Source organism: Ureibacillus sp. FSL E2-3493 (assembly GCF_038077515.1).
GTDB classification, from domain to species: Bacteria; Bacillota; Bacilli; order Bacillales_A; family Planococcaceae; genus Ureibacillus; species Ureibacillus halotolerans.
This window is the reverse complement of the sequence record NZ_JBBOPK010000001.1, coordinates 1077511-1103764: the sequence shown is the minus strand read 5'-3', so window position 1 is coordinate 1103764 and position 26254 is coordinate 1077511. Positions and strand designations below refer to the sequence as shown.

At 36.0% G+C, this 26254-nt stretch carries 27 protein-coding genes; 1 reads left to right on the top strand and 26 read right to left on the bottom strand.

The genetic code is table 11. The features are described 5' to 3' along the window. The 22 genes from MHH69_RS05700 to MHH69_RS05595 all read right to left on the bottom strand — a co-directional run bounded on the left by MHH69_RS05700 (position 1) and on the right by MHH69_RS05595 (position 22586). Positions 1–1308 (bottom strand): flagellar hook-length control protein FliK, encoded by a 1308-nt coding sequence (locus MHH69_RS05700; RefSeq protein WP_341361873.1) that lies wholly within the window; start codon positions 1306–1308, stop codon positions 1–3. A 30-nt stretch (positions 1309–1338) separates the two neighbouring features. Then, on the bottom strand, positions 1339–1938 hold the full coding sequence (locus tag MHH69_RS05695; RefSeq protein WP_122970360.1) for a MotE family protein: 600 nt from the start codon (positions 1936–1938) through the stop codon (positions 1339–1341). Positions 1939–1942: 4 nt separating this feature from the next. After that, positions 1943–2392 (bottom strand): flagellar export protein FliJ, encoded by a 450-nt coding sequence (fliJ, locus tag MHH69_RS05690; protein WP_341361872.1) that lies wholly within the window; start codon positions 2390–2392, stop codon positions 1943–1945. Next, on the bottom strand, positions 2392–3717 hold the full coding sequence (gene fliI / locus MHH69_RS05685) for a flagellar protein export ATPase FliI (RefSeq protein ID WP_341361871.1): 1326 nt from the start codon (positions 3715–3717) through the stop codon (positions 2392–2394). The genes fliJ and fliI overlap by 1 nt, the downstream gene beginning before the upstream one ends. Positions 3718–3721: 4 nt before the next feature. Beyond that, positions 3722–4510: a flagellar assembly protein FliH gene (gene fliH, locus MHH69_RS05680; RefSeq protein ID WP_338322875.1), complete on the bottom strand. Its 789-nt coding sequence runs from the start codon at positions 4508–4510 to the stop codon at positions 3722–3724. Beyond that, entirely contained in the window at positions 4494–5507 is a 1014-nt protein-coding gene (fliG, locus tag MHH69_RS05675) for a flagellar motor switch protein FliG (protein WP_122970356.1), read from the bottom strand. Before fliG ends, fliH begins: the two co-directional genes overlap by 17 nt. 14 nt (positions 5508–5521) lie before the next feature. After that, positions 5522–7114, bottom strand: a complete 1593-nt coding sequence (gene fliF / locus MHH69_RS05670; RefSeq protein ID WP_122970355.1) for a flagellar basal-body MS-ring/collar protein FliF — start codon at positions 7112–7114, stop codon at positions 5522–5524. A 49-nt stretch (positions 7115–7163) separates the two neighbouring features. After that, positions 7164–7472 (bottom strand): flagellar hook-basal body complex protein FliE, encoded by a 309-nt coding sequence (gene fliE, locus MHH69_RS05665; protein ID WP_341361870.1) that lies wholly within the window; start codon positions 7470–7472, stop codon positions 7164–7166. Between the two features lie 24 nt (positions 7473–7496). Beyond that, complete coding sequence (flgC, locus tag MHH69_RS05660; protein ID WP_122970353.1) at positions 7497–7952, bottom strand: flagellar basal body rod protein FlgC; 456 nt, start codon at positions 7950–7952, stop codon at positions 7497–7499. A 2-nt stretch (positions 7953–7954) separates the two neighbouring features. Further along, positions 7955–8347 (bottom strand): flagellar basal body rod protein FlgB, encoded by a 393-nt coding sequence (gene flgB / locus MHH69_RS05655; RefSeq protein ID WP_122970352.1) that lies wholly within the window; start codon positions 8345–8347, stop codon positions 7955–7957. A 327-nt stretch (positions 8348–8674) separates the two neighbouring features. Further along, the gene (gene codY, locus MHH69_RS05650; protein ID WP_122970351.1) at positions 8675–9454 is read right to left on the bottom strand and encodes a GTP-sensing pleiotropic transcriptional regulator CodY; all 780 of its coding nucleotides are present in this window, start codon (positions 9452–9454) and stop codon (positions 8675–8677) included. Positions 9455–9544: 90 nt separating this feature from the next. Continuing rightward, on the bottom strand, positions 9545–10939 hold the full coding sequence (gene hslU / locus MHH69_RS05645) for an ATP-dependent protease ATPase subunit HslU (RefSeq protein ID WP_122970350.1): 1395 nt from the start codon (positions 10937–10939) through the stop codon (positions 9545–9547). Then, positions 10936–11484, bottom strand: a complete 549-nt coding sequence (hslV, locus tag MHH69_RS05640) for an ATP-dependent protease subunit HslV (RefSeq protein ID WP_122970349.1) — start codon at positions 11482–11484, stop codon at positions 10936–10938. Before hslV ends, hslU begins: the two co-directional genes overlap by 4 nt. A gap of 18 nt (positions 11485–11502) precedes the next feature. Next, positions 11503–12402, bottom strand: coding sequence for a tyrosine recombinase XerC (xerC, locus tag MHH69_RS05635; protein WP_341361869.1), 900 nt, complete (start codon positions 12400–12402; stop codon positions 11503–11505). A 301-nt stretch (positions 12403–12703) separates the two neighbouring features. Beyond that, complete coding sequence (gene trmFO / locus MHH69_RS05630; RefSeq protein WP_122970347.1) at positions 12704–14017, bottom strand: FADH(2)-oxidizing methylenetetrahydrofolate--tRNA-(uracil(54)-C(5))-methyltransferase TrmFO; 1314 nt, start codon at positions 14015–14017, stop codon at positions 12704–12706. A gap of 18 nt (positions 14018–14035) precedes the next feature. Then, positions 14036–16114 carry a type I DNA topoisomerase gene (gene topA, locus MHH69_RS05625; protein WP_122970346.1) on the bottom strand — a complete coding sequence of 693 codons (2079 nt, stop codon included), beginning with the start codon at positions 16112–16114 and terminating at the stop codon, positions 14036–14038. 128 nt (positions 16115–16242) lie between these two features. After that, positions 16243–17130 (bottom strand): DNA-processing protein DprA, encoded by an 888-nt coding sequence (gene dprA, locus MHH69_RS05620; RefSeq protein WP_122970345.1) that lies wholly within the window; start codon positions 17128–17130, stop codon positions 16243–16245. A 210-nt stretch (positions 17131–17340) separates the two neighbouring features. Beyond that, the gene (sucD, locus tag MHH69_RS05615; RefSeq protein ID WP_122970344.1) at positions 17341–18243 is read right to left on the bottom strand and encodes a succinate--CoA ligase subunit alpha; all 903 of its coding nucleotides are present in this window, start codon (positions 18241–18243) and stop codon (positions 17341–17343) included. Between the two features lie 18 nt (positions 18244–18261). Then, on the bottom strand, positions 18262–19422 hold the full coding sequence (gene sucC, locus MHH69_RS05610) for an ADP-forming succinate--CoA ligase subunit beta (protein ID WP_122970343.1): 1161 nt from the start codon (positions 19420–19422) through the stop codon (positions 18262–18264). A 184-nt stretch (positions 19423–19606) separates the two neighbouring features. Then, on the bottom strand, positions 19607–19906 hold the full coding sequence (locus tag MHH69_RS05605; RefSeq protein WP_122970342.1) for an EscU/YscU/HrcU family type III secretion system export apparatus switch protein: 300 nt from the start codon (positions 19904–19906) through the stop codon (positions 19607–19609). Continuing rightward, the gene (locus MHH69_RS05600; RefSeq protein WP_341361868.1) at positions 19903–21801 is read right to left on the bottom strand and encodes a hypothetical protein; all 1899 of its coding nucleotides are present in this window, start codon (positions 21799–21801) and stop codon (positions 19903–19905) included. Before MHH69_RS05600 ends, MHH69_RS05605 begins: the two co-directional genes overlap by 4 nt. Further along, positions 21798–22586: a ribonuclease HII gene (locus tag MHH69_RS05595; protein WP_122970340.1), complete on the bottom strand. Its 789-nt coding sequence runs from the start codon at positions 22584–22586 to the stop codon at positions 21798–21800. The genes MHH69_RS05600 and MHH69_RS05595 overlap by 4 nt, the downstream gene beginning before the upstream one ends. Positions 22587–22762: 176 nt before the next feature. Here MHH69_RS05595 and MHH69_RS05590 point away from each other — a divergent pair, with 176 nt between their 5' ends. Then, positions 22763–23293: a PCYCGC motif-containing (lipo)protein gene (locus MHH69_RS05590; protein ID WP_341361867.1), complete on the top strand. Its 531-nt coding sequence runs from the start codon at positions 22763–22765 to the stop codon at positions 23291–23293. Positions 23294–23431: 138 nt separating this feature from the next. Here MHH69_RS05590 and MHH69_RS05585 read toward each other — a convergent pair whose 3' ends face one another. From MHH69_RS05585 to rplS, 4 genes are all read right to left on the bottom strand, one after another. Next, positions 23432–23929, bottom strand: coding sequence for a VanZ family protein (locus MHH69_RS05585; RefSeq protein ID WP_122970338.1), 498 nt, complete (start codon positions 23927–23929; stop codon positions 23432–23434). A 270-nt stretch (positions 23930–24199) separates the two neighbouring features. Next, a complete protein-coding gene (gene ylqF / locus MHH69_RS05580) occupies positions 24200–25078 on the bottom strand; it encodes a ribosome biogenesis GTPase YlqF (RefSeq protein WP_122970337.1) in 879 nt (292 codons plus the stop codon). A gap of 96 nt (positions 25079–25174) precedes the next feature. After that, positions 25175–25738, bottom strand: coding sequence for a signal peptidase I (lepB, locus tag MHH69_RS05575; protein WP_122970336.1), 564 nt, complete (start codon positions 25736–25738; stop codon positions 25175–25177). Between the two features lie 104 nt (positions 25739–25842). Next, positions 25843–26187 carry a 50S ribosomal protein L19 gene (gene rplS, locus MHH69_RS05570; protein ID WP_036171707.1) on the bottom strand — a complete coding sequence of 115 codons (345 nt, stop codon included), beginning with the start codon at positions 26185–26187 and terminating at the stop codon, positions 25843–25845. Between the last annotated feature and the right edge of the window lie 67 nt (positions 26188–26254).

The window sequence follows — 26254 nt, the reverse complement described above, 5'->3', positions numbered from 1 at the left end:
TTACACCTCCTCATTTATTAAATAATCTTGAAAGGATTTTTTATCTTGGTCGTCTTGCTCATCTTGATCGGTATCATCTTGTTCAGATTGTTGCTGTTTAAACAAATTGTCAAATTGATTTTGATCGCGGGAGTTACGGTCTGTTTCTTGTAAACTTTGGGCGATATCAATTCGATCCATTTGGATATTTTGTTGAGCAAAGGCTGTTTTTAATTGTTGCAACTGACTATCCAGCAATTCCTTTCCGACTGCGGTTGATGTTAGTAATCTAGCAGATAAAACACCGTCTTGTTGCATCAGTTCAATTCGAATAGATCCTAAGTTTTCAGGATAAAGCTTTAATAGTAATTTCATTGTCCCTTGACTATTAGAAAATTGACTTCGATTGATTAAATTTTGAATCTCTTTTGCTAAAGCCTCCGATTGAGCTCCCTTCTCTACAGGAAGTTGAATATTGAAGGTTTTAGTAGTATTTGTCGATGTTGTTACTGTTGAAATCGAACTTTGGGCTGTTTCATGAAGTTGAGTGTTCTTCGTTACTTGTTTAACAACCTGTTCAAATCCTTCTATTGACACTTTGTTCGCCACAGTTGTTTCTGTCCTTTGTGTCATGAAAGGTTGAGTTGTAGTTTGCTTATTAGCCAGTTCTTTTATTTGTTCATTGAACAATTTTAGAAATTCCGTCAATTGGGTAATTTTAGTTGATTGCACACCTAACAAATCGGAATGCCTTCCAACGACTTCGGATAATTTTAGTAATTCCAATAATTTTTCAGCTTGTTTCGATGTCACTTGATGATCACCTTGAAACGCAGCTATTAACTGTTGAATAAGCACAGGGCCTTCCTCTACTACAGTATCTATTAACTCCCATAGATTATTAGTATCGGTCATGTCATTCCCTTTTACTTGTTGCATCATTTCTAGCAATTCATTTACATCAATATTTAATACAGCAAGTAAATCGTCTAAATTCATTAGTTCATCCATGGCTACCGCTTTTCCATCCTCACCAACTTGAACCATCAATAGCCCTTCATCATGGGAGATTCCTAATAAATCCATAACCTCGTTAGGTGATTGGGAATTTAATAATTCAGCTATTTTTTGTAAGTCCACACCTTCTGTTACTTCCTCTAGAGTACCCATATCCTCTGCTGTAGATAAAACTGCTTTTTGGAATATATCACCAAAGTTATTATTTTTTACCCCTTCTAATTGGGAAGTAGATACTGTTTTAGCTGATGATGACGTCACCAAATTTGCACTCTTTGTTGGCACAGTAAGCTGCATTATTCCAATATTCATTGTTTCACCTCCTTTGACTACAGCTACTTATTATTTCGATAAAAGTTCCGTGTAGCGCGCCGCATCAGCTGGTTCCATTTTTGATAAAATGGCAGATAACGTTTCTGGTTGCATATTTGATAAAATCTTCAACGCTTCATCATCACTCATTTCAACAATAATTGGCGCTGCCGATTTGGCTGACATTTCCTCATAGGATTTTAAAATGTCTTCAAATTCCTTTTTAGTTTCACTTTGTTCCTGCTGCAATTTTTCAATTTCATATTGTAATTGCTCTTTTTCAGCTTCATCGGTTTGTTTTTCATCTTTTGCTGTTTGCAATTGGGATTGGAGCTGTTCAATTTCTGCCTCTTTTTCTTTCACTTGCGCTTCCAATTCAACAATTTTTTGATCATAATTTTTTGTTGTTTCTTCCGTAGAAGCTTCCTCTGACTTGAATGAATCAATCAGTTCCGATGCTTTTTCAAAAACATTGAAATTCGTAAATGAAGCAATCCCTAGTAATATCGCAATAACAAATAACAATGGAATAAAAACTAAATAAAATAATTTTTGAAAAATTCCAGGGGATTTTTCTTCTTCTATTAGTTGATTTGTTGGTTTGTTTTTATTCAATTTTTCTTTTGCCATGAAATCACCTGATTTCTTTCTTAAAATACTGTAGGGAGGAGAGTTCATCTAATTGAAGCATCTCCATTCTCTCTTCATGCGTCTTATAGGTTTCATAATCTTTATCACGCATTTTTTCAAACTTTCGTACTTCCAAGTTTTTTTCGAGCAACTTTTGTTCATACCAATTCATTTTGGCACGAGCTTGAACGACTTTCTTTTGTACGTCTGCAATCGTATGCTCCAAACTATCGATGAAAATTGAAAAGTGATAAATTTCATCAATCGTAGCCCCTACTGTTAGCCGTTCATTTTGATAAGTAATTAAGTCTTCTTTTTTCTTTAACAATTCATATAATCTTGTAGCAACTTCTTCAAAATCTCTTACCGATTCTTTATAGGCTACTTCTGTTTGTTGTTTTTCTTGTTCCCGTAAAGTTAATACTTTTTCGAAACGATATGTATATTGAACCATTACTTACCACCACCATTTGATAAAGCGATCATTTCATTAACAGTACGTTGAAGTGAGACTTTCTCTTTATAACTTTGTTTTAAAAAGTTTGTAATAAGTGGCTCATATTGAATGGCTTCATCTATTTCCTTCGATGTACCTTTTTTATATGCTCCAATATTGATTAAATCTTCTGATTTGGCATACGTATAGTAAAGTTCTCTTAATCGTTCAGCCGCTTTTACATGTTCTGGATGGGAAATATGATTCATTAAACGACTGACACTTTTCAAGACGTTAATAGCAGGATACTGACCTTTATTTGCCAAGGAGCGATCTAAAACGATATGTCCATCCAATATTCCTCGTACTGTATCAGCAATTGGCTCGTTCATATCATCTCCATCAACTAATACAGTGTAAAAGGCTGTAATCGTCCCGTTTAAATTGGTACCTGTACGCTCCAAAAGTTTCGGCAATATGGAAAAGACGGAAGGGGTATACCCTTTCTGAGCAGGGGGTTCCCCTGTAGCTAGTCCAATTTCCCTCTGTGCCATAGCAACCCGAGTAACGGAATCCATCATCAGCATGACATTTAAACCCCGATCTCTAAAGTACTCAGCGATAGCCGTTGCAGTAAAAGCACCTTTTATACGCATTAAAGCCGGTTGATCGCCTGTGGCTGCTACGACAATAGACCGTTTTAACCCTTCTTCCCCTAAATCTCTTTCGATAAATTCTCGAACTTCCCGTCCACGCTCACCAATTAGAGCTATTACATTAATATCTGCTTGGGTATTGCGTGCAATCATTCCAAGTAAAGTACTTTTCCCTACACCGGAACCAGCGAATATCCCAACCCGTTGACCACTACCTACCGTTAACATACCATCAATGGCCTTCACACCGACTTCAAGCTGTTCATGAATTGGCGGTCTTGTTAATGGATTTGGTGGTTCTTTTTCCGTTTGAACGGTAACTAACCCTTTCGGCAAGTTTGATCCATCAAATGGGTTCCCCATCGAATCTAATACTTTCCCTATTAATTCAGGGCCTACTTTAATTTCAAGGGGTTTCCCAGTTCCTTCTACAAGACATCCAATCGAAATTTCCCGAATGGACGTGTAGGGCATTAAAATGACAAATTCATTATTAAAGCCAACTACCTCAGCTAAAATGACTTGGTGTCCGTTTTTTGATGAGTTTACATGAATTTTACAAACATCTCCGATAGAACTTTCAGGACCTTGGGACTCAATCATTAATCCTACAACACGGTTCACTTTACCAAACTTCTTGAATGTTTCAACATTTGGAATTTTCTTTATTAATTGAGCCGCTTTCATCCTATCATTCCTTACCTTCTAAAATTTCGTTCAACTTTATGCGAAGTACGTTTAACTGCTCATCAATTGACACAACAATTCGTCCGTGATTTGTTTCAATATAACCATCAGTATCGTTTAGATCCTCATCTACGAAAATAAGAAATGGAACATCGGTTGGAAACATTGCTACTAGCTCATCTCGATTTTGTGTTACTAATCGATGATAAGTTGGTGGAACGTATAATTTAATTTCCTTCATTTCACGAGCTTCTTTTAGCCCCCGTTTAATGATGGATAAATACACATTTTCATCTTTTTCTAATGCCGAACCTATAATTCGTTCAGCTGATGTTAAAGCAATGTCTAAAATAACTTGCTCTTGTTCTTCGATGTACTTTTGAGCATTAAGGCGAGAATCTTCCACTACTTCATTGGCTACTTTCAAGGAAAGTTCCATATCCGCTTGGGCTTTTTTCATTCCCTCTTCATAACCTTTTTGGAATCCTGAGTCATAAGCATTTTGTTCAAGAACTAATTTTTCTTCATCCCATAATTGCTTCGCTTGTTCCAGCTTTTCCAACTGAGCTTGACGATATTGTTCAAACTCCTGTTTCTGTTGTTCGATTTGCTCCATTGCTTGGGAAATTAATCTTTCTCTCTCAGAGTAAACGTCTGAAATGGTCATTGTATGTTGATGAATTGAATTTCCATCTTCGAAATCAACAGTAAATAAATTTCGAAGTTGGATTTCAACATCTTTTTTCTCTGGTTGGACGGCATTTGAACGGATGATTCTAGACAATGACGTCATCTCCTCCACCACGAGCGATAATGATTTCCCCTGCATCTTCTAATCGGCGAATAACTCCAACAATTCGTGATTGAGCATCCTCCACATCACGAAGACGAACAGGTCCCATTATTTCCATTTCTTCTTTAAATGTCTCAGCCATACGTTGGGACATATTATTGAAAATAATTTCCTTCACTTCTTCACTACTTACTTTCATAGACAGAAGTAAGTCTTCATTTTCACAATCCCGGATAACTCGTTGAATCGAACGATTATCCAACGTAACGATATCTTCGAAGACAAACATTCTCTTTTTAATTTCTTCAGCAAGTTCTGGATCTTGAATTTCAAGCGCATCGAGAATTGTTTTTTCCGTTTGACGATCAACACCATTTAACACTTCTACTACTGCATCTACGCCACCAGTTTCTGTGTAGTCTTGAGTAACAGTAGAAGAAAGTTTACGTTCTAATACAGATTCAATTTCGCTAATTACTTCAGGTGAAGTCGAATCCATCATCGCAATACGTTTCGCGATATCCGCCTGTACCTCTTGGGGCAAGGAGGATAAGATAACTCCGGCTTGCCCTGGATCCAAGTATGATAAAATTAACGCAATTGTTTGCGGATGTTCATTTTGAATAAAGTTGAAAATTTGGGCAGGATCGGCCTTTCTAGCAAAATCAAAAGGTCTTACTTGTAAAGAAGAAGTTAAACGGTTAATAATTGCTTGCGCTTGTTCTTCTCCTAGTGCCTTTTCTAAAACGGTTTTTGCGTAACCGATTCCACCTTGTGAAATGTAATCTTGAGCTAATGCGATATTATGAAATTCTTCTATTATATCTTCTTTAATACTAGGTTCAACTTTTTTTACACTTGAGATTTCTAACGTAAGACGTTCGATTTCTTCTTCATTTAAATGTTTATAGACAGAAGCAGAAACTTCTGGTCCTAGAGAAATTAACAGTAAAGCTGCCTTTTGTTTCCCTGTTAACCCTTTTTCTTTCTTGGACAAGGTCGAACCCCCCATTAATCTTCAGTAATCCAACTTCGCAATAGTTTAGCAAAGTCTTCTGGTTTTTCTTTCGCCATTTTTTCCAGTTGTTTACGGCGAATTGTACCTTCTGTTTCTTTTTCTTCATTGATATCATCTACGATTAAATCTTCTTGTTCTTCAATAATCGTATATTGTTCTTCTTCTTCTCTTTTCTTTTTCGAACGAATAATGAAGAATACTAACAATAAAATAACCGCTACTAATATTCCACCAACAACCCAGATCCACCAAGGAATCGTAGGAGTTTCTTCAACAGCTGTAGCGTCATTACCATAAAACGGCTGAACGGAAACGACAATTTTTTCATCGATTTGCTCATCAGTTAATTCACCAGCCGCTTCTTTATCAATCGTTGTACGTACAATTGTTGAAAGTATTTGTTCGATATCTCCTCTGACATCTTCAGATAAAGATGTAGCATCATCTGGTACTGGTGGTTCAACCATTACTTGAATGCCGAGGTCACGGATTTTATATGGACTTTCTTGGATTTCTTTTGTAATACGATTCACATCGTTATTAATCGTTTCTTCTACCCGTTCGTAAGTTCCGTCTCCACCAGTAACTTCATCATAATTTACGAAATTATCTGTTCCTGTTTCCGCTTCTGGTGTCCCCGAAGCTGCACCTGTACCGGAATAAGTTTCAGTAATACGTTGAGCACTAATTTCAATACCTTCCATATTTTCTTCATTTACAGGCTCAACAATATTTTCTTGGCGATTTTCTTGTTTAAAGTCTATATCCGTCGTAACAGAAACGACGATTTTGTCATTCCCCATTAACGTGCCTAACATTTGTTGAACTTGTCTTTGTAAATCACGTTCAATCGACTTTTTCACTTGCATTTGTCCTTCAACAGAATCAACAGAACCTGAACCATTCGAAGCTTGTTCTAAATCAAAATACTCGGAGTATTGGTTAGTAATTACGATGTTATCTGTACTTAAATTTGGAATACTTTTTGATACGAGATTATATAAAGTTTTAATTTGTTCATCCGTAAATTGATGACCTGGTTCTGTATCCAATACGATGGATGCACTTGCCTGTTGTGTAGCATCGTTTACAAACACACCTTGCTCAGGCATTGTAATCATTACATTGGCATTTTTGATACCATCAATTGTTTTGATTAAGTTTTCTAATTCAGTTTGTGTAGCCGCAAGATTAATGACATTGAATTCATTGTCCGTCATCCCAAAACCAGCATTTGAAGTAAAGAATGAAGTATTAATTTCACCTGAATCTGGATATCCTTGAGCTGCAAGGGAAACTGTTAATGAATCCACTTGATCTTCCGGCACTAAAATATTCGTACCACCAGGGGCAATTTCGTATGTAACTCCTTGGGCACTTAATACTTCTGCTATTTCACCAGCTTCACTAGCTGATAGTTCCGTAAAAAGTGGCACCATCGTTGTTCTAGTTAAGAAATATGTAAGTATACCTGCTAGGGCAACAACACCGATTAATGTACCGAATATTGCCCCCTTCTGTTTTTTTGTTCGACTCTTCCAAAATTGGGTAGAGTCTGATTTCACTTTTGAAAGTCGTTCATTCATTATGTATCCTCCGATTATTGTGTATACACCAACAATTTATCGTCAAGATTTAAATAGTCATGCGCATAATTTCTTGGTATGCTTCAACTGCCTTGTTGCGTACCTCCATTGTTGCGTTTAAACTAACACTCGCTTTTTGTGCAGCAATCATCACTTCATGTAGTTCAACATCTTCACCTTTGATCAGTTTTTCCGTCATAGCATCAGATGTAATTTGTTGATTGTTTACAGATGCAATCGCATCCTTTAATGTATTTGCAAAAGATTGTTGTGCCTCATATGACGTTGTCGGAGTTGTTAACTTAGTTTCATTTACTTGTGATTGTGTAGGCATAATCGATACTGGATTTATCGCCATCATAACCACCCCTTTCTACTCAACTTATTTCCCTATTTCTAATGCTTTTGTCAACATTGATTTATTAGCATTAAACACTGTGACATTTGCTTCGTAAGAACGAGTTGCTGATACTAGATCAACCATTTCCGTTAATAAGTCAACATTCGGCATTTCTACATATCCTTCTTCGTTTGCATCTGGATGTGTAGGGTTAAAAACTAATTTAAAAGGAGTTTCAGTATCTTCATTAATTCTCGTTACCTTCACTCCATTACCAGCATTATCCTTTTTCCCCATTGCAATATTCAGAAAACTAGAGAACTGACCATTATCCTCTGTTAACGTCACCGATTTACGACGGTAAGGTTCCCATTCTCCATTTACTTGTCTTGCACGAGTCGTATCAACATTGGCAATGTTGGATGAGATTACGTCCATTCGTAAACGTTGTGCAGTTAATGCGGATGCCGTTGTATTCATACTTGAGAATATAGACATCGTTATTTACCTCCCTTGATGACATTATTTAACGTATTAAATTTACTCGATATACGTTCAACTAGCGCATTATAGTAAATTGTGTTTTCCGCTAAACTTGCCTGTTCCGCATCCATATCTACACCATTTCCATTACTACGATAGTTAAAATTTTCATAACTATAGACACCTGGAGTAGACGTTTTTATATCAAAATCGTAATGTCTTGCATCCGTACGATAAGCGGAAATTGTTTCACTTTTGGCGTCCGTCAACATTTGCTTAAAACTGACATTTTTCGCCTTATAGTTCGGTGTATCAACATTTGCTATATTTTGAGCAATCGTTTTATTTTTTAACGATGCGTAATTTAGACCATTTTCTAAACTACTAATAGTTCCTCCGAATAAGCTCAAACTCTTCACCTCAAGTTTTAAATTTATGTTACAAAACATTTCAATTTAATAACTTCATTTTAATGTATACTATTACTTAAGTCTATTAACATTTAGTGTTTTTTTATAGTAAATAGGGACTATTTTTATTTAAAAACCGCAACAAAATATTTACAAATTACTAACTTACTACTTAATTCGACATTTTTTACGTGAAATTCCACCCAATTAATAATATTATCACTTTTTTGAAAATTAGTATATTAATTGTACTACTAGTAAAATTTCCATATAAAAAATAAGGTTTTGTCTCTTTTTTGAGACAAAACCTTATTTTTTTATTTACGTTTATTTCATTTTAATTTCAGCTAATGCTGCTAAAAATTTATCATTCAATACTTTTATATAAGTCCCTTTCATACCTAACGAACGAGACTCGATAACACCAGCTGATTCCAATTTACGTAAAGCATTAACGATTACTGAACGTGTAATTCCAACGCGATCTGCAATTTTAGAAGCAACTAATAAACCTTCATTTCCATCAAGTTCTTCAAAGATATGTTCAATTGCTTCTAATTCACTGTACGATAATGAATTAATCGCCATTTGAACAACAGCTCTGCTACGTGCTTCCTCTTCAATTTCCTCAGATTTCTCACGTAAAATTTCCATACCTACTACTGTCGCACCATATTCAGCTAAGATTAAATCGTCATCTTCAAAGCTATCAGTTAATCTTCCTAAAATTAAAGTACCTAAACGTTCTCCGCCACCGATGATCGGAACAATTGTAGTTAAACCATTTTCAAATAAATCACGGTTTTCTGTTGGGAAAACAGTATGTTCACTATTAATGTCGATATTAGGTGATGTTTCTGTAATTTCGAATAAGTGTTGAGTATAGTCTTCAGGGAATTGACGTTCTTCAAACATTTTTTTCATACGAGCATTTTCAATTTGTTGATGAATTGAAATACCTAAAAGTTTCCCTTTGCGGCTTACAATAAATACATTACAGTCTATTATATCTCCAAGTGTTTCTGCCATTTCTTTAAAGTTTACCGGCTTCCCAGCTGACGCTTGCAACATAGAGTTAATCTTACGAGTTTTTGCTAATAAATTCATTTTTAAAAAATCCTCCTAATAGGGTACATAAATTAATTCACTTAATATTCTAAAGGTTCCTAAAATTTATTGTAACTAATTCAGCTTGAATTATAAGATAAATTGTGACAAATCTTTGTTTTTCGATATTTTTTCCAGCTTTTTATCGACATACGCTGCCGTAATTTCGATATGGGCTGGCGAAATTTCGGATGCTTCGAAAGATAATTCTTCTAATAAACGTTCCATAATTGTATGAAGTCTTCTAGCACCTATATTATCTGTTTCCTGATTGACTTCCGTAGCAATTTCAGCAATTCGGTCAATCGCATCATCTGTAAAGTTAATCGTAACGTCTTCCGTTTCTAATAATGCCTTATATTGCTGGATAAGAGATTGATCCGGCTCTTTTAGTATGCGAATAAAATCTTCCTTCGTTAACTTATCGAGTTCAACACGGATTGGGAAACGCCCTTGTAATTCAGGAATTAAATCACTAGGCTTCGACATATGAAAAGCACCTGCAGCAATAAATAACATAAAGTCTGTTTTAACCGTGCCGTATTTTGTCGTTACCGTTGAACCTTCCACTATCGGTAAAATATCTCGCTGTACACCTTCACGGGATACATCTGCCGAAGATGATCCACGACTGGCAATTTTGTCTATCTCATCGATAAAGATAATCCCTGATTGCTCTGCACGACGAATCGCCTCTTGGGCTAACTCATCAGAATCAATCAATTTGTTGGCTTCCTCTACCGTTAAAATTCGACGGGCGTCCTTTACTTTCATTTTACGTTTTTTTACTTTTTTCGGCATAAGATTAGATAACATGTCTTGCATACCTGACGAGCCCATGTCCATTCCCATTCCCGGCATTAATTCAAAGAAAGGTGTGTTTTGTTCTGTCACTTCCACCGTAACGAAGTTATCTTCCAGTTTACCCGCTTTTAAGTCTTCTGAAACTTGGGAACGTTTTGTACGAATTTCTGCTTCTTCATGACTAGAGTCTTCATCAGACTTGTCATTTTTTTGACCAAAAAGCATTTCCAATGGATTTTGAGCCATTTTGGATTTCACTTTTGAAGGGACTAACAATTTTACCAGTGCCTCATTTGCATTTTGCTCAGCTACATCTTTTACCGCTTCCATCATTTCATCTTTTACAAGTCTTCTTGATGCTTCTACGAGGTCTCTTACCATCGATTCTACATCACGACCTACATAACCCACTTCCGTGAATTTTGTCGCCTCTACTTTAATGAAGGGAGCATTCGTTAACTTCGCAATTCTGCGAGCTATTTCTGTTTTCCCAACACCAGTTGGTCCAATCATTAAAATGTTTTTCGGGATAATCTCATTTTGCATTTCTTCACTTAATAAAGAACGGCGGTATCGATTTCGAAGAGCGATAGCTACTGCACGCTTCGCATTATGTTGTCCAACTATATGACGATTTAATTGTTCTGTAATTTGTCTTGGCGTTAAATGTTGTTGTGTCATTCTTCAAGCGCCTCCACGATAATATTATGGTTTGTAAACACACATATATCTGCTGCTACAGTTAAGGCAGCTTTTGCAATTTCACTAGCCGTTAAATGATCCCCTGCGTGTTGTTTTAATGCTCGCCCAGCAGCAAGAGCATAATTACCACCAGAACCAATTGCTAAAATACCATCATCAGGTTCGATAACTTCCCCAGTACCTGAAATAAGTAATAAAGTAGATTTGTCCATGACAAGAAGAAGGGCTTCCAATTGACGTAACATTTTATCGCCGCGCCATTGTTTTGCAACTTCTACAGCTGCCCGTTGTAGGTTGCCGTTATATTCATTCAACTTCGCTTCGAACATTTCAAATAACGTAAATGCGTCAGCAACAGAACCTGCAAACCCAGCCAACACTTTACCATTGAATAGACGTCTGACCTTTCTAGCAGTATGTTTCATTACAACTGAATTTCCTAACGTTACTTGACCATCTCCTGCCATCGCACAATGTCCATTGTGGTGAATCGCAAAGATGGTGGTCGCATGAAATTGTTCCATTATGGTTCCTCCTCAATTCTAAGCTCGTGGATGAGTATTCATATAAGTATTTCGTAAATGTTCTTTTGTTACATGAGTATAAACTTGTGTTGACGATAAACTGGAATGTCCAAGTAATTCTTGAACTGTTCTTAAATCAGCTCCATGATTTAATAAATGGGTCGCAAAGGAATGTCGTAACATATGCGGATATATTTTTGTGTGCATGGAAGCATTTTTAATCATCTCTTCAAGTATGTAACGTACACCACGAGGAGTAAGTTCGCCTCCGCGCATATTTACAAATAACTTATTATGCTTTTCATTCTTCATAAGTTTCGGACGCACTTCCTCAATATACTTACTTAATGCTTCATGTGCATATTGTCCGAACGGAATAATTCGTTCTTTCCGACCTTTCCCCATAACTCGAATGATTGAATAGTGAAAATCAAGATCTTCTAGTTCAATTGAAGTACATTCACTAACACGAATCCCTGTTGCATAGAGTAATTCAAGCAAGGCCATATTGCGAATTGATTTATTGTCGTTCCCAACATTTCTATCGAACAGTTGGGAAAGCTCCTCTTCGTAGAAAAAATTAGGTAAGCGCTTTTCTTTTTTAGGATGGTATAGTGATCGGAATGGAGAATCATCTAAGTTGAACTCACGATTTAAAAATTTAAAGAACGAGCGAATCGATGAGATTTTTCTAGAGATTGATGTTCGAGCTTTCTTTTCATCATATAGCTTTGTGATATAAAGTCGAGCATGGATATATTCCACATCTTCTAAGTTCGTTATACCTTCTGAATACAAAAAGCTTAGAAAATCTTTTAAATCAAACTCATACTCCCGAACAGTATGTACGGAAAAGTTTTTTTCAAGTTGAATATAACGGAGAAACTGATCCAAAGCGTCTGTGAATTTGACCTGCATCGCAATACACCTCCAATCAAATAAGTGGAAAAGCCATTTGTTTATCTGTATCGCGTCTGCATAAATAAAGAAGGTTATAAACGTCCAACTACAACTTTTTCATATTTTATAAAAAACGTCCAACAATGAGACTATACCTAACTCGGAAATATATCAAGTATTTTATTAAATAAAATTTGTAAAAATTGCGTGTATCATTAACAATTTAGTAACAAAAGGATAGATACTTATTGTGTCGTTAATAATATACCCAAAAGAAAATACCTCATAAATTATAACAATTTATGAGGTATATAAGCAATTATATGGTTTGAGAATTCACAAAATTTTGAATTGTTGCCAAAGCTCGGTTAGCGTGGCGTTCTGCCCGCTCTTGTTTTGATTTAATTTTTTCTCCTAATTCAGGGAAAATACCAAAATTCACGTTCATCGGTTGGAAGTTTTTAGAATCGGCTTCTGTAATATAGCGAGCCATACTTCCTAAAGCTGTTTCGAACGGGAATATAATCGGCTCTTGTCCTAAAGCAAGTCTTGCTGCATTAACACCCGCAATCAAGCCGCTCCCTGCTGATTCCACATACCCTTCAACACCCGTCATTTGGCCAGCAAAGAAAATATTTTCATTTGCACGTAATTGGTACGTTTTATTTAGTACAGTCGGAGAATTAATAAAAGTGTTTCGATGCATTACACCATAACGGACAATTTCAACATTTTCAAGACCTGGAATCATTGAAAACACTCTTTTTTGTTCTCCCCATTTTAAATGGGTTTGGAATCCTACAATATTATATAAAGTTCCAGCTGCATCGTCTTGACGTAATTGTACAACCGCGTATGGACGTTTTCCTGTTCTTGGATCCTCAAGACCTACTGGTTTCATCGGACCGAATAACATCGTTTTTTCTCCTCGGGAAGCCATTACTTCAATCGGCATACATCCTTCAAAATACTTTTCTTTTTCAAATTCTTTTAACGGTGCACATTCAGCGGAAATTAAAGCTTCACGAAAAGCATCAAATTCTTCCTTCGTCATCGGACAATTTAAGTAAGCTGCTTCCCCTTTATCATAGCGAGATTTCAAATAAACTTTGTCCATGTTGATGCTGTCTTTTTCAACTATTGGAGCAGCTGCGTCATAGAAGTATAAATATTCTTGACCAGTTAGTTCTTTAATTTTCTCCGCTAAAGCAGGGGAAGTTAATGGGCCAGTAGCCACTACTGTTATACCTTCAGGAATTTCTGTTACTTCTTCATTAATCACTTCCACTAAAGGATGATTTTTCACAGTTTCTGTCACATATCCAGCAAATTCATGACGGTCTACTGCTAGTGCTCCACCAGCAGGGACAGATGCATTATCCGCCGCTTTAATAATGACAGAGTCCATTATACGCATTTCCTCTTTAATTACGCCAACAGCATTTGTTAAAGCGTTGGCCCTTAATGAATTTGAACAAACTAGTTCGGCAAATTTATCTGTATGATGTGCAGGTGTTTGTTTGACAGGACGCATTTCATATAAACGTACCTTTACACCTCTTTTAGCAATCTGCCAAGCCGCTTCACTACCTGCAAGACCTGCGCCGATTACGTTTACAATTTGTTGTGTCATGTTACTACCATCTTTCTATCATTGTGTCGGTGCTTCTTCATAGTCACAATTTGTACAATGAATTTGAATACCTTTTTTAATTTTTTTCTCTACTAATAATGCACTACATTTTGGACAAGGTCTACTAATTGGCTTATCCCATGAGACAAAATCACACTCTGGATAAGTGTTGCATCCGTAGAATATTCGTTTCGTTTTACTTTTACGCTCTACGATTTCTCCCGTTTCACAATTTGGACATTTTACGCCAATTGGTTTCATAATCGCCTTTGTATTGCGACATTCAGGGAAATTAGAACAAGCCATAAACTTACCATATCTACCTAATTTATAAACCATTGGTGAACCACAGTTTTCACAATCTTCACCAGCTGGTTCATCTTTTATTTCAATTTTTTCCATTACCTCATCGGCATGTTTTAAATGTTTTTCAAATTCTTTATAAAAATCATCAATAATTTTTACCCAGTTGATTTGCCCTTCTTCAATTTTATCGAGATCTTCTTCCATTTTGGCAGTAAACTCGATATTAATAATTTCAGGGAAGAATTCTACCATAAACTGATGAACAATTTCACCAAGTTCCGTTGGGACAAATCGTTTTGCATCTAACTGAACATAGCCCCGTTTTTGAATAACATCCAACGTAGGTGCATAGGTCGACGGACGACCGATTCCTAGTTCTTCCAACTCTTTTACAAGACGAGCCTCTGTAAAACGAGGTGGCGGCTGTGTGAAATGTTGTTTCGGTTCAATTTCTAACGATTTTACCGTATCGCCAACTTCCATTTCAGGCAACAATTTTGTTGTTTCTTCCGATTGGTCATCTGTTCCTTCAATATATAGCTTCATAAAACCAGGGAATTTTACATAGGAACCATTTGCACGGAATTGAACATCACCATTTACTAAATCAACCGAAACAGTGTCTAAAATAGCTGGAGCCATTTGACTAGCGATAAAACGTTCCCAAATTAGACGATAAAGTCGTAATTGATCTCGACTTAACACTTCTTTTAATTGCTCCGGGGATCTCATCACACTTGTCGGTCGAATGGCTTCATGGGCATCTTGAGCATTCGTTGATTTTTTTCCTTGTTTTTGTTCGGAGGCAATATAGTCTTTCCCATACTTCTCGTTAATATAGTTCGTTGCTTCCGCTTTCGCACTGTCGGATATCCGAGTTGAGTCAGTTCGCATATATGTAATTAACCCGACCGTACCTTCTTTTTTGCCTATATCGATACCTTCATATAGTTGTTGTGCTAGCATCATCGTTTTCTTAGCACGGAAATTTAATTTCCTTGCAGCCTCTTGTTGTAGAGAGGACGTTGTGAAAGCAGGCGCCGCATTACGTTTACGTTCCTTTTTCACGACATTTGCTACTTGGAATTCGTCATTTTTCAAACTACTTAAAACAGCTTTTACTTGTTCTTCATTGGAAAGTTTTACTTTTTCTTTGCCATTTCCGAAATATAATGCGTCAAACTGTTTTTTGCCTTTTTCGAAATTCCCTTCAATTGTCCAATATTCTTCCGGAACGAAATTTTTGATTTCCTCTTCTCGATCAATAATCAGTCGAAGGGCTACGGATTGAACTCGTCCTGCCGACAATCCTTTTTTAACTTTTTTCCAAAGAATTGGACTAATGTTATAACCAACAAGACGATCTAAAATACGTCTTGCTTGTTGGGCATCCACTAAATCCATGTTAATCGCCCGAGGATGTTTAAAGGAATCAAGAATGGCGTCCTTTGTTATTTCATTAAATACGACACGACATTCTGAATCCATATCAATATTTAAAGCTGATGCTAAGTGCCACGCAATTGCTTCCCCTTCGCGGTCTGGATCGGCTGCGAGATACACTTTTTTAGCTTTTTTTGCAGCTGATTTTAATTCCTGTAGCACAGGACCTTTACCGCGAATGGTAATATATTTCGGTTTATAATTATTTTCCGTATCGATGCCTGTTTGACTTTTTGGTAAATCAATAACATGACCGATCGATGCTTTTACTGTATATTTTTTCCCTAAATATCTTTCGATTGTTTTTGCTTTTGCTGGTGATTCTACAATCACTAAATAATCTGCCATCTATATACTTCCCCCTTGTAGAGGTAAATTGTTCATATTGAATGCGTTTTAAACGCAGAATGTTTATTCCTCAAAAATAATACCTGTTGCAAAATGTATAACAGTTTTTCTAAGAATGCAACTTTTTTTCAATATTTACCTAAAAACAATTTTAACTCCTCTATAATTTGTTGGCCGTTCCAAATCGGAATTGCTCCTTCTCGTAACAAACTATTGGTACCCTTCGACTGCTCAGAATCAATGGGTCCAGGTACAACAAATATATCCTTCCCATGTTCTAAGGCGTGCTCGGTTGTAATTAATGTTCCACTTTTAAGGGACGCTTCTGTTACAACAATTGCATTACTAATACCGCTAATAATACGATTTCTCATCGGAAAATGCCATTTCTGAACCCCAACATAAGGAGGATATTCTGTTATAAGCAAATGATTTCCTTCCATTTGTTCTGCAAGTTTTTTATTTTCTTTCGGATAAAGGTGGGAAAAACCGTGTCCAAGTATTCCAATTGTTTTACCACCATATTTGATCGTAGTAGAATGAGCTAAACTATCCGCCCCTTTTGCCAGCCCACTAACAATGACAATATTTTGTTCAACTAATGGCGGGATAATACAATTCATTGCTAAAGAGGAATAATTTGTCGCTTTTCTAGAACCAATAATAGCAATCTTAAATGGTTGGGTTAACAATGAAACGTCTCCCTTTGCATATAAAATGGTTGGAGGGTCTGTTAATTGTAATAAATTACTTGGATAATATTTACTGTAATAAGGAATAATTTTTATATTAGCAGAATCGTAGACATTTTTTAAATTCTTTTTTACTACCCTGTGATAACGTGTTAATAGCTTTTCTGCAGAATTTGTCGAAATGATTAATATCTCCGCTAATTCTGTCGGATGGAGTTTGCCGATATTTCGTATAGAACCGAGAGTTTTCGCTAATTTTTGGAATTTGTTTAAAGTGAGAGGATAAACATAATGGAGAGAAAGTAGTTCTTGTGAATACTCCACTTAATCACTCCTTTTATCCATATTCCATAAGTAGTAGGTTTCAAAAAGTTGAGCTGAAGATGCAGGGAAATATACTACTTTGAAGAAGTCCAAATAGCCCCATTCCTAATTAATAAGATAGAAATTCGGCTATTTATGAGGGAAGGCTATTCTTAAAAAACGTGACCGCAAAATAGAAAGGTGTAGCGTGAGGACGCTACACCTTGTATTTTAATTGGTTTTACATTTGTCGTATAGGCCTTTTTCTTTTAACACTTTTATTAAAGTCTCACCAATTACAGATGGTGTTGCAGCGACTTCAATACTGGCATTATTCATTGCCTTAATTTTTTCCTTCGCTGTTCCTTTACCACCTGAAATAATCGCACCTGCGTGTCCCATTCGTTTGCCAGGAGGGGCAGTTTGTCCACCAATAAAGCCAACAACCGGTTTTGTCATGTTTGCTTTAATCCATTCTGCCGCTTCTTCTTCTGCAGTACCACCGATTTCACCAATCATTACGACTGCATACGTTTCAGGGTCATTATTAAATTCACTTAATACATCGATAAAGTTTGTACCATTAACCGGGTCACCGCCTATTCCAACAGCTGTTGATTGACCGATACCCGCTTGCGTTAATTGATGTACAGCTTCATATGTTAATGTTCCGGAACGGGAAACGACGCCGACATGACCTTTTGTATGAATATAGCCAGGCATAATTCCTATTTTGCATTCATCAGCGGTAATCACCCCAGGACAGTTCGGACCAACTAGGCGTGTTTTCTTGCCTTCCATATAGCGTTTTACCTTCACCATATCCAATACCGGAATATGTTCCGTAATACAAATCGTTAAGTCTAATTCCGCATCTACTGCTTCCATAATCGCATCTGCCGCAAAAGGTGCTGGTACATAAATAACCGATACATTAGCGCCAGTTTCTTGAACAGCCTCTTGTACTGTATTAAAAACCGGTACTCCTTCGATTTCTTGTCCTCCTTTACCAGGAGTTACACCAGCTACAATTTTCGTGCCGTATTCTAACATTTGTTTCGTATGGAAAAGAGCTGTTTCCCCTGTAATACCTTGAACAATTACTTTTGTGTCTGCATTAATATAAACACTCATGTATTCTCCCTGCCTTCCTTAACCTACGAGTTCCACAATTTTTTCAGCGCCATCAGCCATTGAATCTGCCGCCACTATATTTAAACCAGATGCATTTAATAATTCTTTTCCTAAATCCACATTCGTTCCTTCTAAACGTACAACTAAAGGTACTTTCAAACCTAGTTGTTTAGCAGCAGTGATAACCCCTTCTGCGATTACATCGCACTTCATAATGCCGCCGAAAATGTTAACAAAAATACCTTTTACGTTTGGATCCGATAAAATAATTTTAAATGCTTCCGTTACTTTTTCTGTTGTTGCACCGCCGCCAACGTCAAGGAAGTTTGCAGGTTTCCCACCGTAGTAACTAATCGTATCCATTGTAGCCATTGCAAGGCCTGCACCATTTACCATACAACCGATATTGCCATCTAACGGAATATAACTTAGATCGTATTTTGATGCTTCGATTTCTTTTGGATCTTCTTCATCATAATCTCGTAGTTCAACAATATCTTTATGGCGATATAATGCATTTGCATCGAAATTGAATTTAGCATCTAGCGCTACGACTTCTTCATTACCAGTTACGACCAATGGATTAATTTCTAGAATGGATGCATCTTTTTCAACAAAGGCTTCATAAAGTCCTAACATTAATTTTGCCGCTTTATTCACAAGCTTTGCTGGTATATTCATATTAAACGCCATTCGTCGAGCTTGGAATGGAAGTAATCCTGTAACAGGGTCGATCACTTCTTTGAAAATTTTTTCTGGAGAAGTTTCAGCTACCTCCTCAATATCCATACCGCCTTCTTCTGAGCCCATTAAAGTAACTCGTGAAGTTGCTCTATCTAAAACAAAACTTAAGTAATATTCTTTTTTAATATCTGATCCTTCTTCAATGTAAAGTCGTTTTACTTCTTTACCTTCCGGACCCGTTTGATGAGTAACTAAAATTTTCCCTAGTAACTCTTTCGCGTAAGTACGAACTTCTTCTAAGTTCTTCGCGATTTTGACACCCCCTGCTTTACCTCGACCCCCAGCATGAATTTGGGCTTTGACAACGATTACATTTGAACCGAGCTCTTTCGCCACTTTTACTGCTTCTTCGGGTGAAAAGGCAACTTTTCCATTTGGAACAGCTACTCCATATTTTCTAAGGATTTCCTTCCCTTGATACTCATGGATATTCATGATACATCCTCCCATCAATCTTGTGGAAATAATTTTGTTAACCATAACCATTCTATACAAATATTCTGATAAAGTCTATATTAGTATTATTTGTATGATATTAGTTATTTTATTACAATATTAGTTATTTTATTACAATATTATCTATTTTATCGCTATCAGTCTATCTATATTTTCTATTTTTTTATAACAATTTTTTATCATTATTCTCTTGATAGTTGCGATCAAGTCTATAAATGAAAGCAAATACTTCAGCAACTGCTTCGTATAATTCTTCCGGTATTGATTCGTTTAAATCTAGATTTCCTAATAGTTCGACAAGATTTTTATCCTCATAAATAGGAACATTATGGGAAGATGCTTTTTCTAAAATATTATCTGCTATCTTCCCTTTCCCTTTTGCAATAACTTTTGGACTTTGTTTTCCTTCAGGATTATAAGAAAGGGCAATAGCCTCTTTTCGAACAAACTTTTTTTCCCTCATATCCGAATATCGACTCCATTTTGACTTTTAGCTTCCTTGCTCTTTTCAATCGTATTAGCTGAAACTAGGCGGGAAACTGTTTTTTCAAAAGGTTTAATAAATATTCCTGAAAGATGATAATTTTTTTCTAAAAGTCCTGTTTTTAACATTTCTTTTAATGGCTCCGCTAATTGCTCTAATTGAGGATGATCATTATATAAATGTAGTGTGATGATACGATTTTGCACTTGCATGTCAACAACCGTTTCCTTTATTGCATCCATATTTAAATAAAATAAAATTCTTGCGTAATTAGCATCAATTTTTCCATTTTCCTTCATGCGACCATTCCACTGGATAGTTGCTTCCGTTTGTTTTCCTAAAAAATGAAGGGGAATTTGCATAATAAGTTGATGTTGATGTCCATTTTCCCCTGAAAGTAGTTGCATCCCATTTAATCTTGAAACAATATTGTCAGCAGCATCTTTTAAAGCTTGAGAGGTTTGCGAATCGTTTATAATCGTTAACAATTGTGGTTTTAATGATTGTACTGCTTCTTGAAAATCTTGAACTTTACTATTGAAAGATGCTTCATAACTCATCCCTAAACCTTTTAAAATCATTTTAAGAGCTTGTTCTATTGCCTTACTATCAATCGCTTTTTGAACCTCTGCTTCTGCTTGAAGAAGCATATTTTGTAATACGGGTTGAGACGATTCATTCATGATTTTAACTAAGTTTAACAACGGAGATGAAGTATTTATCATTTCCGGTTTCAATAAGGATAAAAGTTGATCTTTTATCGTGATACTATTTTGTTCTTTTGAAAAAATAGGCATTGTATTTTCAGAAAAAGCTATAATCAATTGTTTGTGAAGTTGTTGTGCAAACCATTCAACTGTCCCTTTATTTAAAGGGAGGGTTTCAAAACGGGATATTAAATGTTGTAACTCAATTTTTTGGGTGCTTTGCAATTGATTTTGATTCGAAATCCATGATTCAACTTCTTTTACCATTTGAGACATTTCATTTGGTTTAGCATTTACCACATTGTGGATGAGTTGACTTGCAGAAGATTGATTGGAATAATTCGCTAACGTTTTAATTTGCTGAAAGCTTTCTGATATCCAATTTTCTATCGTTGCATTTTTAGGGAAAATTTCCGCCGCTTTTAAAAAATTGACTAATTGAGTCTTTTGAATAGAATTGGCATCAGTTACTAAAGTTTGAATAGCTTTTGATAATACAACACCTCCAGTTTCTAAACTAAAAGGTTTTGAAATTGTTTGTAATTGTTGCATTAATTGGGATTTTACTGAACTTGGAATGGTCTGATTTTCCATTACTAAGGTAGTGAAATTTAAAATGGCATTGGACATCCCAGTCGTTTTACTACCAAAAAGAAATCCTTTAAATATTTCGTTTGTAAAGGGCATTTTCATTTCCACCATTTTTTGTATAGCTTGTAACCCCTCTTGTTTTGAAGTATTTGCAGGTAGATTATTTAACCAATTTTCCGCTTGTATCAATTGTTCTTTTGATAACGGTAGTTGATTTCTTAAAAAATGGGCAACTAATTGTTGCATTTCAGCCGTTTTTGGCAAGTTCATCATTTCAAGTAATTGATTCACTTGCTGGGCTACCGTTTGAGATTGCTGAATTGGACCTGAAACTACTTTTAACTCTGCTTGAGGGTTCATCCCCGTTACTTGAAAAAAATGCGAATCTCCAGCTTTTAAAGGGGTTTCAAGCTTGGCAAAAAATTTCGTTTGCCCAATTTGTACCTCTGCCATTTGATCTGGATATAATTTCTTAATCGTTCCATGAAAAACTTGTCCTTGTTTCAATACGAGGGGCTGTTGTTGTGTACGATTCGTTTGTTGGATTTGTATCGGACTAAACGAGGTGAATGTCATATCGGTAACCTCTCCTTACTTTCCATCATCGATTTAATTGGTTCAAAACTTTTCCGGTGTTCTTTTATCGGCCCATATTGCTTAAGGGCTTCAAGATGTTGTTTCGTTCCATATCCTGCATTTTGATCAAAGCCATATGCGGGATATTGAAGATGAAGCTTTTCCATATATTCATCCCGAGCATTTTTAGCTAATATTGAAGCTGCTGCAATCGATAAACTTTTGGCATCCCCTTTAATAATTGATTGTTGAGGGATATCGATTGGCAAAACAAGGGCATCTACAATACAAAAGTCTGGACGAATTGTTAAACTTTCCACACATTTTTTCATCGATTGTTTTGTTGCTTCGTATATATTGATTTCATCAATGACTTGGGCACTTTGAAAATGAATCGAATAGGCAAGGGCATGCCCTTTAATAATTTGAGCAAATTCCTCCCTTACTTTTTTTGAAAGTTGTTTCGAATCATTGATTCCTAAAAAAGGTTCACAATCCTTTGGAAGAATGACCGCAGCGGTAACGACTGGTCCTGCTAACGGCCCCCTTCCTGCTTCATCTAGACCTACTAACAACTGTTGATCCGAAGACAAAAAGGAACGATCAAACTGTATTTTTTTCTCGTGCTCTTCTCGCTTTTTCTTCTCCTTTTCCCTACGACTAACCCATTGTTTCCAAGCTTTTTGAACTCCAGCCCGCTCATCCTTTTCGATATCCTTCATCCAGCTGGCATAAACTTTCGCAGCTTGTAAAGCTTCCGTAATCTCTTTCACTGTTTTTGTCATATGTATTACACTTCCCTAAATAAATCTATTTTTTATATCGGCATCTTTTATAAACATACAAGAGTTCGATTCAATATGTATTTATACTTACCCATTATTAATTTAACATAGTTGTCATTGTTCTTTCATACTTAGTGAGATTATAATGAAATGGATTGAATGGAGGAGACGATAATATGAAAAAAATATTTCCTCTTTTTGCTAGCATTCTCCTTCTTTTATCCGCTTGTGGAAATGCTACAAAAGATGAACAACATACGGAAGAACATACAGCTGAACATACTGATCAACATCTAGAGAACGATTCAACAACTAGCCACAACCATCTTTCTGGGGACCTTCAAGAAGTGACTGATTCTGTGAAACAATTACCTTCTTTTTTAAACTCCCAACCGGAAGATATTCGACTTGTTTATGAAGTAGCAGGACAAGCTACCGATATATTAAAATGGATTCCTTGTTATTGTGGGTGCGGGGAAAGTGCAGGTCATCGCAATAATTTAAATTGCTTCATTGCAGAAAAACGGGATGATGGATCCGTTGTATGGGATGACCACGGCACTCGTTGCCAAGTCTGTTTAGAAATTGCAGTAGCATCTGTCCAAATGTATCAACAAGGAAAGTCTTTAAAAGAGATACGAAATGCAATTGATGCGACATATGAACAAGGTTACGCAACGCCTACTTCTACGGACATGCCTGCATAATCATTTTTTCTTTTAGCATCTATTACCTAATAATAGCTTAGATAGCACTACTTAAACCACGCTATTGATTTTAAAACAAAAAGGGAACCCCGTTATTTGGGAGTTCCCTTTTAAAGTATTTTATTTACAAAAACCAAATTAATGGACACTGTTAATTGAAGAATACTTATTAGTTCTACTTAAGTATCTTTCAACAACCTTCCAAATACTATAACCTATAAAAGCACCGAGCATATTTAAAATGACATCATCAATATCAAAACTTCCTCTTCTTGTAACTAATTGTATGAATTCAATAACAAATAACAGTAAAAACATAAAAATAGAAAACCCACTTATTATGTTTACTTTTCTTATAAAATATGGAAGATAAATTCCCATAGGTAAAAACAAAATTAAATTACCAAAAAGATTTTTTATAGGTATATCCATATTCATACTTCCATCAAATATAGCCATGATATATGTATTTATTGTTTTGAAGGGAACAATATTAGATGATTTTTTTATATATTCAAACAGCGAAAAATCTGTATATACATAACCTCTCCTTGTCCCTAAAAACAAAGTAACAACCAATGCTAGTAGATAGATAATAAAGCTAATGCTTAGTGCTATTTTAATTACTTTTTGCATGTATCCTCCTTTCCGACCCAATTTCTCTTTAACTATCTAGCTAAGGAAAAACTAATCATTTGGGAAATTTTGATAACTATAGTTTATCATTGGTCGTATCCTTAGAAAACAGATAGCTTTATATTCTCATCTTAACGGTTGATTTGGTCTGAAAATTGGAACTAAGTCAAATAATGAACGATACCAACATTGCTTAAAAAAGAACTATCCCTCATTTTTCCATTAGAAGGGATAGTTCTTCGTTTACACAAAGTTCAATTGTAATAGCTTTTAACTTTCAGCTACTGCTTCCTTTTCTAATTGCTCATCAACGATATCAAAGCTTAATTTGCCAAAATGTTGATTGCGTATATCACGAACGATAATTTCTGCCACTTGGTCATAGTCGATTTCTCCACCTGGACCAAATACATTTCTTCGTTTTCCAATATGATCAAAGGTTTCAACTAAATTTTCATGAACAAAGGTAATTCCATAACGTTCTTCCATTCGTTTCGGATAATGGATCGATAAAAAGCGTAATCCGTACACTGCTAAATCTTCCATATTGATAATCGTATCTTTAATGGCACCTGTTAAAGCAAGTTTTAACCCTACCTCTTGATCTTCAAATTTCGGCCATAAAATTCCTGGCGTATCTAGCAACTCTAACTCTTTTCCTACTTTAATCCATTGTTGGGACTTCGTTACCCCAGGTGTATTTCCTGTTTTTGCAATATTTTTCTTTGCTAAACGGTTAATTAATGTTGATTTACCGACGTTAGGGATGCCTACAATCATTGCTCGGATTGCTCTAGGCTTCATTCCTTTTGCTTTCATGCGTGCCCATTTATCAGCTAAAATTTCTTGAGCAGCTTTTGTCACCTTTTGCAGCCCTTTTCCATCTAATGAATTGATAGCAACAGCCATATGACCTTTATTTGCAAAATACTGAACCCATTTATGCGTTTCCGTTTCATCGGCCATATCAGCCTTATTTAAAATGAGAAGTCGAGGTTTTTGATTAATCACCTCGTCAATCATCGGATTTCTCGAAGAAAGAGGTAATCGGGCATCGATTAGTTCAAAAATAATATCAACAAGCTTTAGTTTTTCTTGAACTTCACGTCTAGCTTTCGCCATATGTCCTGGAAACCATTGAATCGTCATGTTGTTTTCCTCCTTATGTAATCTTGATGTTTACTACTTTTTTCTTATGTATCAAAAAGAAAAGGAGATTGCATAGAACCTCCTTCAATCGAAAAATTAATCTACAATTTTCATTTCGCTTAATGGCCAAAATACGATACTTGTATCTCCGATAATTTCATCTTGACTAACAACCCCAATATGGCGGCTATCTTTACTATAACGACGATTATCCCCCATGACAAATACGTATCCTTCTGGCACAACTTCTAAATTTGGATCAATTTCTTCTAAAGTGAAGTCTTGTGTTAGTGTACCCTCAGTTATTTGGGATTTATACTCGTCTAAATAAGGCTCATCAATTGGTTCTCCATTAATATAGAGCTGATCGTCTTTATATTCGATATGATCCCCTGGAAGTCCAATTACCCGTTTAATGTAATCCTTACCTTCTGGTGCATGGAATACTACAATATCAAATCGATCCGGTTCCCCGATTTTATAACCAATTTTGTTTACAATCATTCGGTCACCATTTTTTAATGTAGGCATCATGGATTCACCATCAACTACAATTGGTGTAAAGAATACATAGCGAATAATAAGAGCTATTCCAAAGGCAATAACGAGTGCTTTAATCCATTCCCAAAGTTCATTTTTTTCTTTTTTTGTTTTCTCCACGAGAGAAATCCCCCCATCTAACACTATTTTATTGTAAATGGATGATCTATGACAAGCAAAAAGAAAAGGGAGCTTGCAAACAAGCCCCCTTTCTTAAAAAGTGATTATCGAATTTCTTTAATACGAGCTGCTTTACCACGTAGGTTACGTAGGTAGTAAAGTTTAGCACGACGTACTTTACCACGACGGATAACTTCTAATTTAGCGATTTTTGGAGTGTGTACAGGGAATGTACGTTCAACACCAACACCGTAAGAAATTTTACGAACTGTGAAAGTTTCGCTAATTCCGCCACCACGACGTTTAATAACAACACCTTCGAAAACTTGGATACGTTCACGAGTACCCTCTACTACTTTCACGTGTACACGTACAGTGTCACCAGGACGGAAAGTTGGTAGATCAGAACGAAGTTGTTCTTTTGTAATTTCTGCAATAATATTTGACATTGTTTTTCTCTCCTTAGACAGATGCTCTTGCAGTCCTCTTTGGCCACAGCGGAACACCGTAATTCAG

Excerpts from the sequence above, each read along its gene's own strand:
- MHH69_RS05700 (WP_341361873.1), bottom strand. The coding sequence starts at position 1,308 with ATGAATATTGGAATAATGCAGCTTACTGTGCCAACAAAGAGTGCAAAT.
- MHH69_RS05695 (WP_122970360.1), bottom strand. The coding sequence starts at position 1,938 with ATGGCAAAAGAAAAATTGAATAAAAACAAACCAACAAATCAACTAATA.
- fliJ (WP_341361872.1), bottom strand. The coding sequence starts at position 2,392 with ATGGTTCAATATACATATCGTTTCGAAAAAGTATTAACTTTACGGGAA.
- fliI (WP_341361871.1), bottom strand. The coding sequence starts at position 3,717 with ATGAAAGCGGCTCAATTAATAAAGAAAATTCCAAATGTTGAAACATTC.
- fliH (WP_338322875.1), bottom strand. The coding sequence starts at position 4,510 with ATGACGTCATTGTCTAGAATCATCCGTTCAAATGCCGTCCAACCAGAG.
- fliF (WP_122970355.1), bottom strand. The coding sequence starts at position 7,114 with ATGAATGAACGACTTTCAAAAGTGAAATCAGACTCTACCCAATTTTGG.
- fliE (WP_341361870.1), bottom strand. The coding sequence starts at position 7,472 with ATGGCGATAAATCCAGTATCGATTATGCCTACACAATCACAAGTAAAT.
- flgC (WP_122970353.1), bottom strand. The coding sequence starts at position 7,952 with ATGTCTATATTCTCAAGTATGAATACAACGGCATCCGCATTAACTGCA.
- codY (WP_122970351.1), bottom strand. The coding sequence starts at position 9,454 with ATGAATTTATTAGCAAAAACTCGTAAGATTAACTCTATGTTGCAAGCG.
- hslU (WP_122970350.1), bottom strand. The coding sequence starts at position 10,939 with ATGACACAACAACATTTAACGCCAAGACAAATTACAGAACAATTAAAT.
- hslV (WP_122970349.1), bottom strand. The coding sequence starts at position 11,484 with ATGGAACAATTTCATGCGACCACCATCTTTGCGATTCACCACAATGGA.
- xerC (WP_341361869.1), bottom strand. The coding sequence starts at position 12,402 with ATGCAGGTCAAATTCACAGACGCTTTGGATCAGTTTCTCCGTTATATT.
- trmFO (WP_122970347.1), bottom strand. The coding sequence starts at position 14,017 with ATGACACAACAAATTGTAAACGTAATCGGCGCAGGTCTTGCAGGTAGT.
- topA (WP_122970346.1), bottom strand. The coding sequence starts at position 16,114 with ATGGCAGATTATTTAGTGATTGTAGAATCACCAGCAAAAGCAAAAACA.
- sucD (WP_122970344.1), bottom strand. The coding sequence starts at position 18,243 with ATGAGTGTTTATATTAATGCAGACACAAAAGTAATTGTTCAAGGTATT.
- sucC (WP_122970343.1), bottom strand. The coding sequence starts at position 19,422 with ATGAATATCCATGAGTATCAAGGGAAGGAAATCCTTAGAAAATATGGA.
- MHH69_RS05605 (WP_122970342.1), bottom strand. The coding sequence starts at position 19,906 with ATGAGGGAAAAAAAGTTTGTTCGAAAAGAGGCTATTGCCCTTTCTTAT.
- MHH69_RS05600 (WP_341361868.1), bottom strand. The coding sequence starts at position 21,801 with ATGACATTCACCTCGTTTAGTCCGATACAAATCCAACAAACGAATCGT.
- MHH69_RS05595 (WP_122970340.1), bottom strand. The coding sequence starts at position 22,586 with ATGACAAAAACAGTGAAAGAGATTACGGAAGCTTTACAAGCTGCGAAA.
- MHH69_RS05590 (WP_341361867.1), top strand. The coding sequence starts at position 22,763 with ATGAAAAAAATATTTCCTCTTTTTGCTAGCATTCTCCTTCTTTTATCC.
- MHH69_RS05585 (WP_122970338.1), bottom strand. The coding sequence starts at position 23,929 with ATGCAAAAAGTAATTAAAATAGCACTAAGCATTAGCTTTATTATCTAT.
- ylqF (WP_122970337.1), bottom strand. The coding sequence starts at position 25,078 with ATGACGATTCAATGGTTTCCAGGACATATGGCGAAAGCTAGACGTGAA.
- rplS (WP_036171707.1), bottom strand. The coding sequence starts at position 26,187 with ATGTCAAATATTATTGCAGAAATTACAAAAGAACAACTTCGTTCTGAT.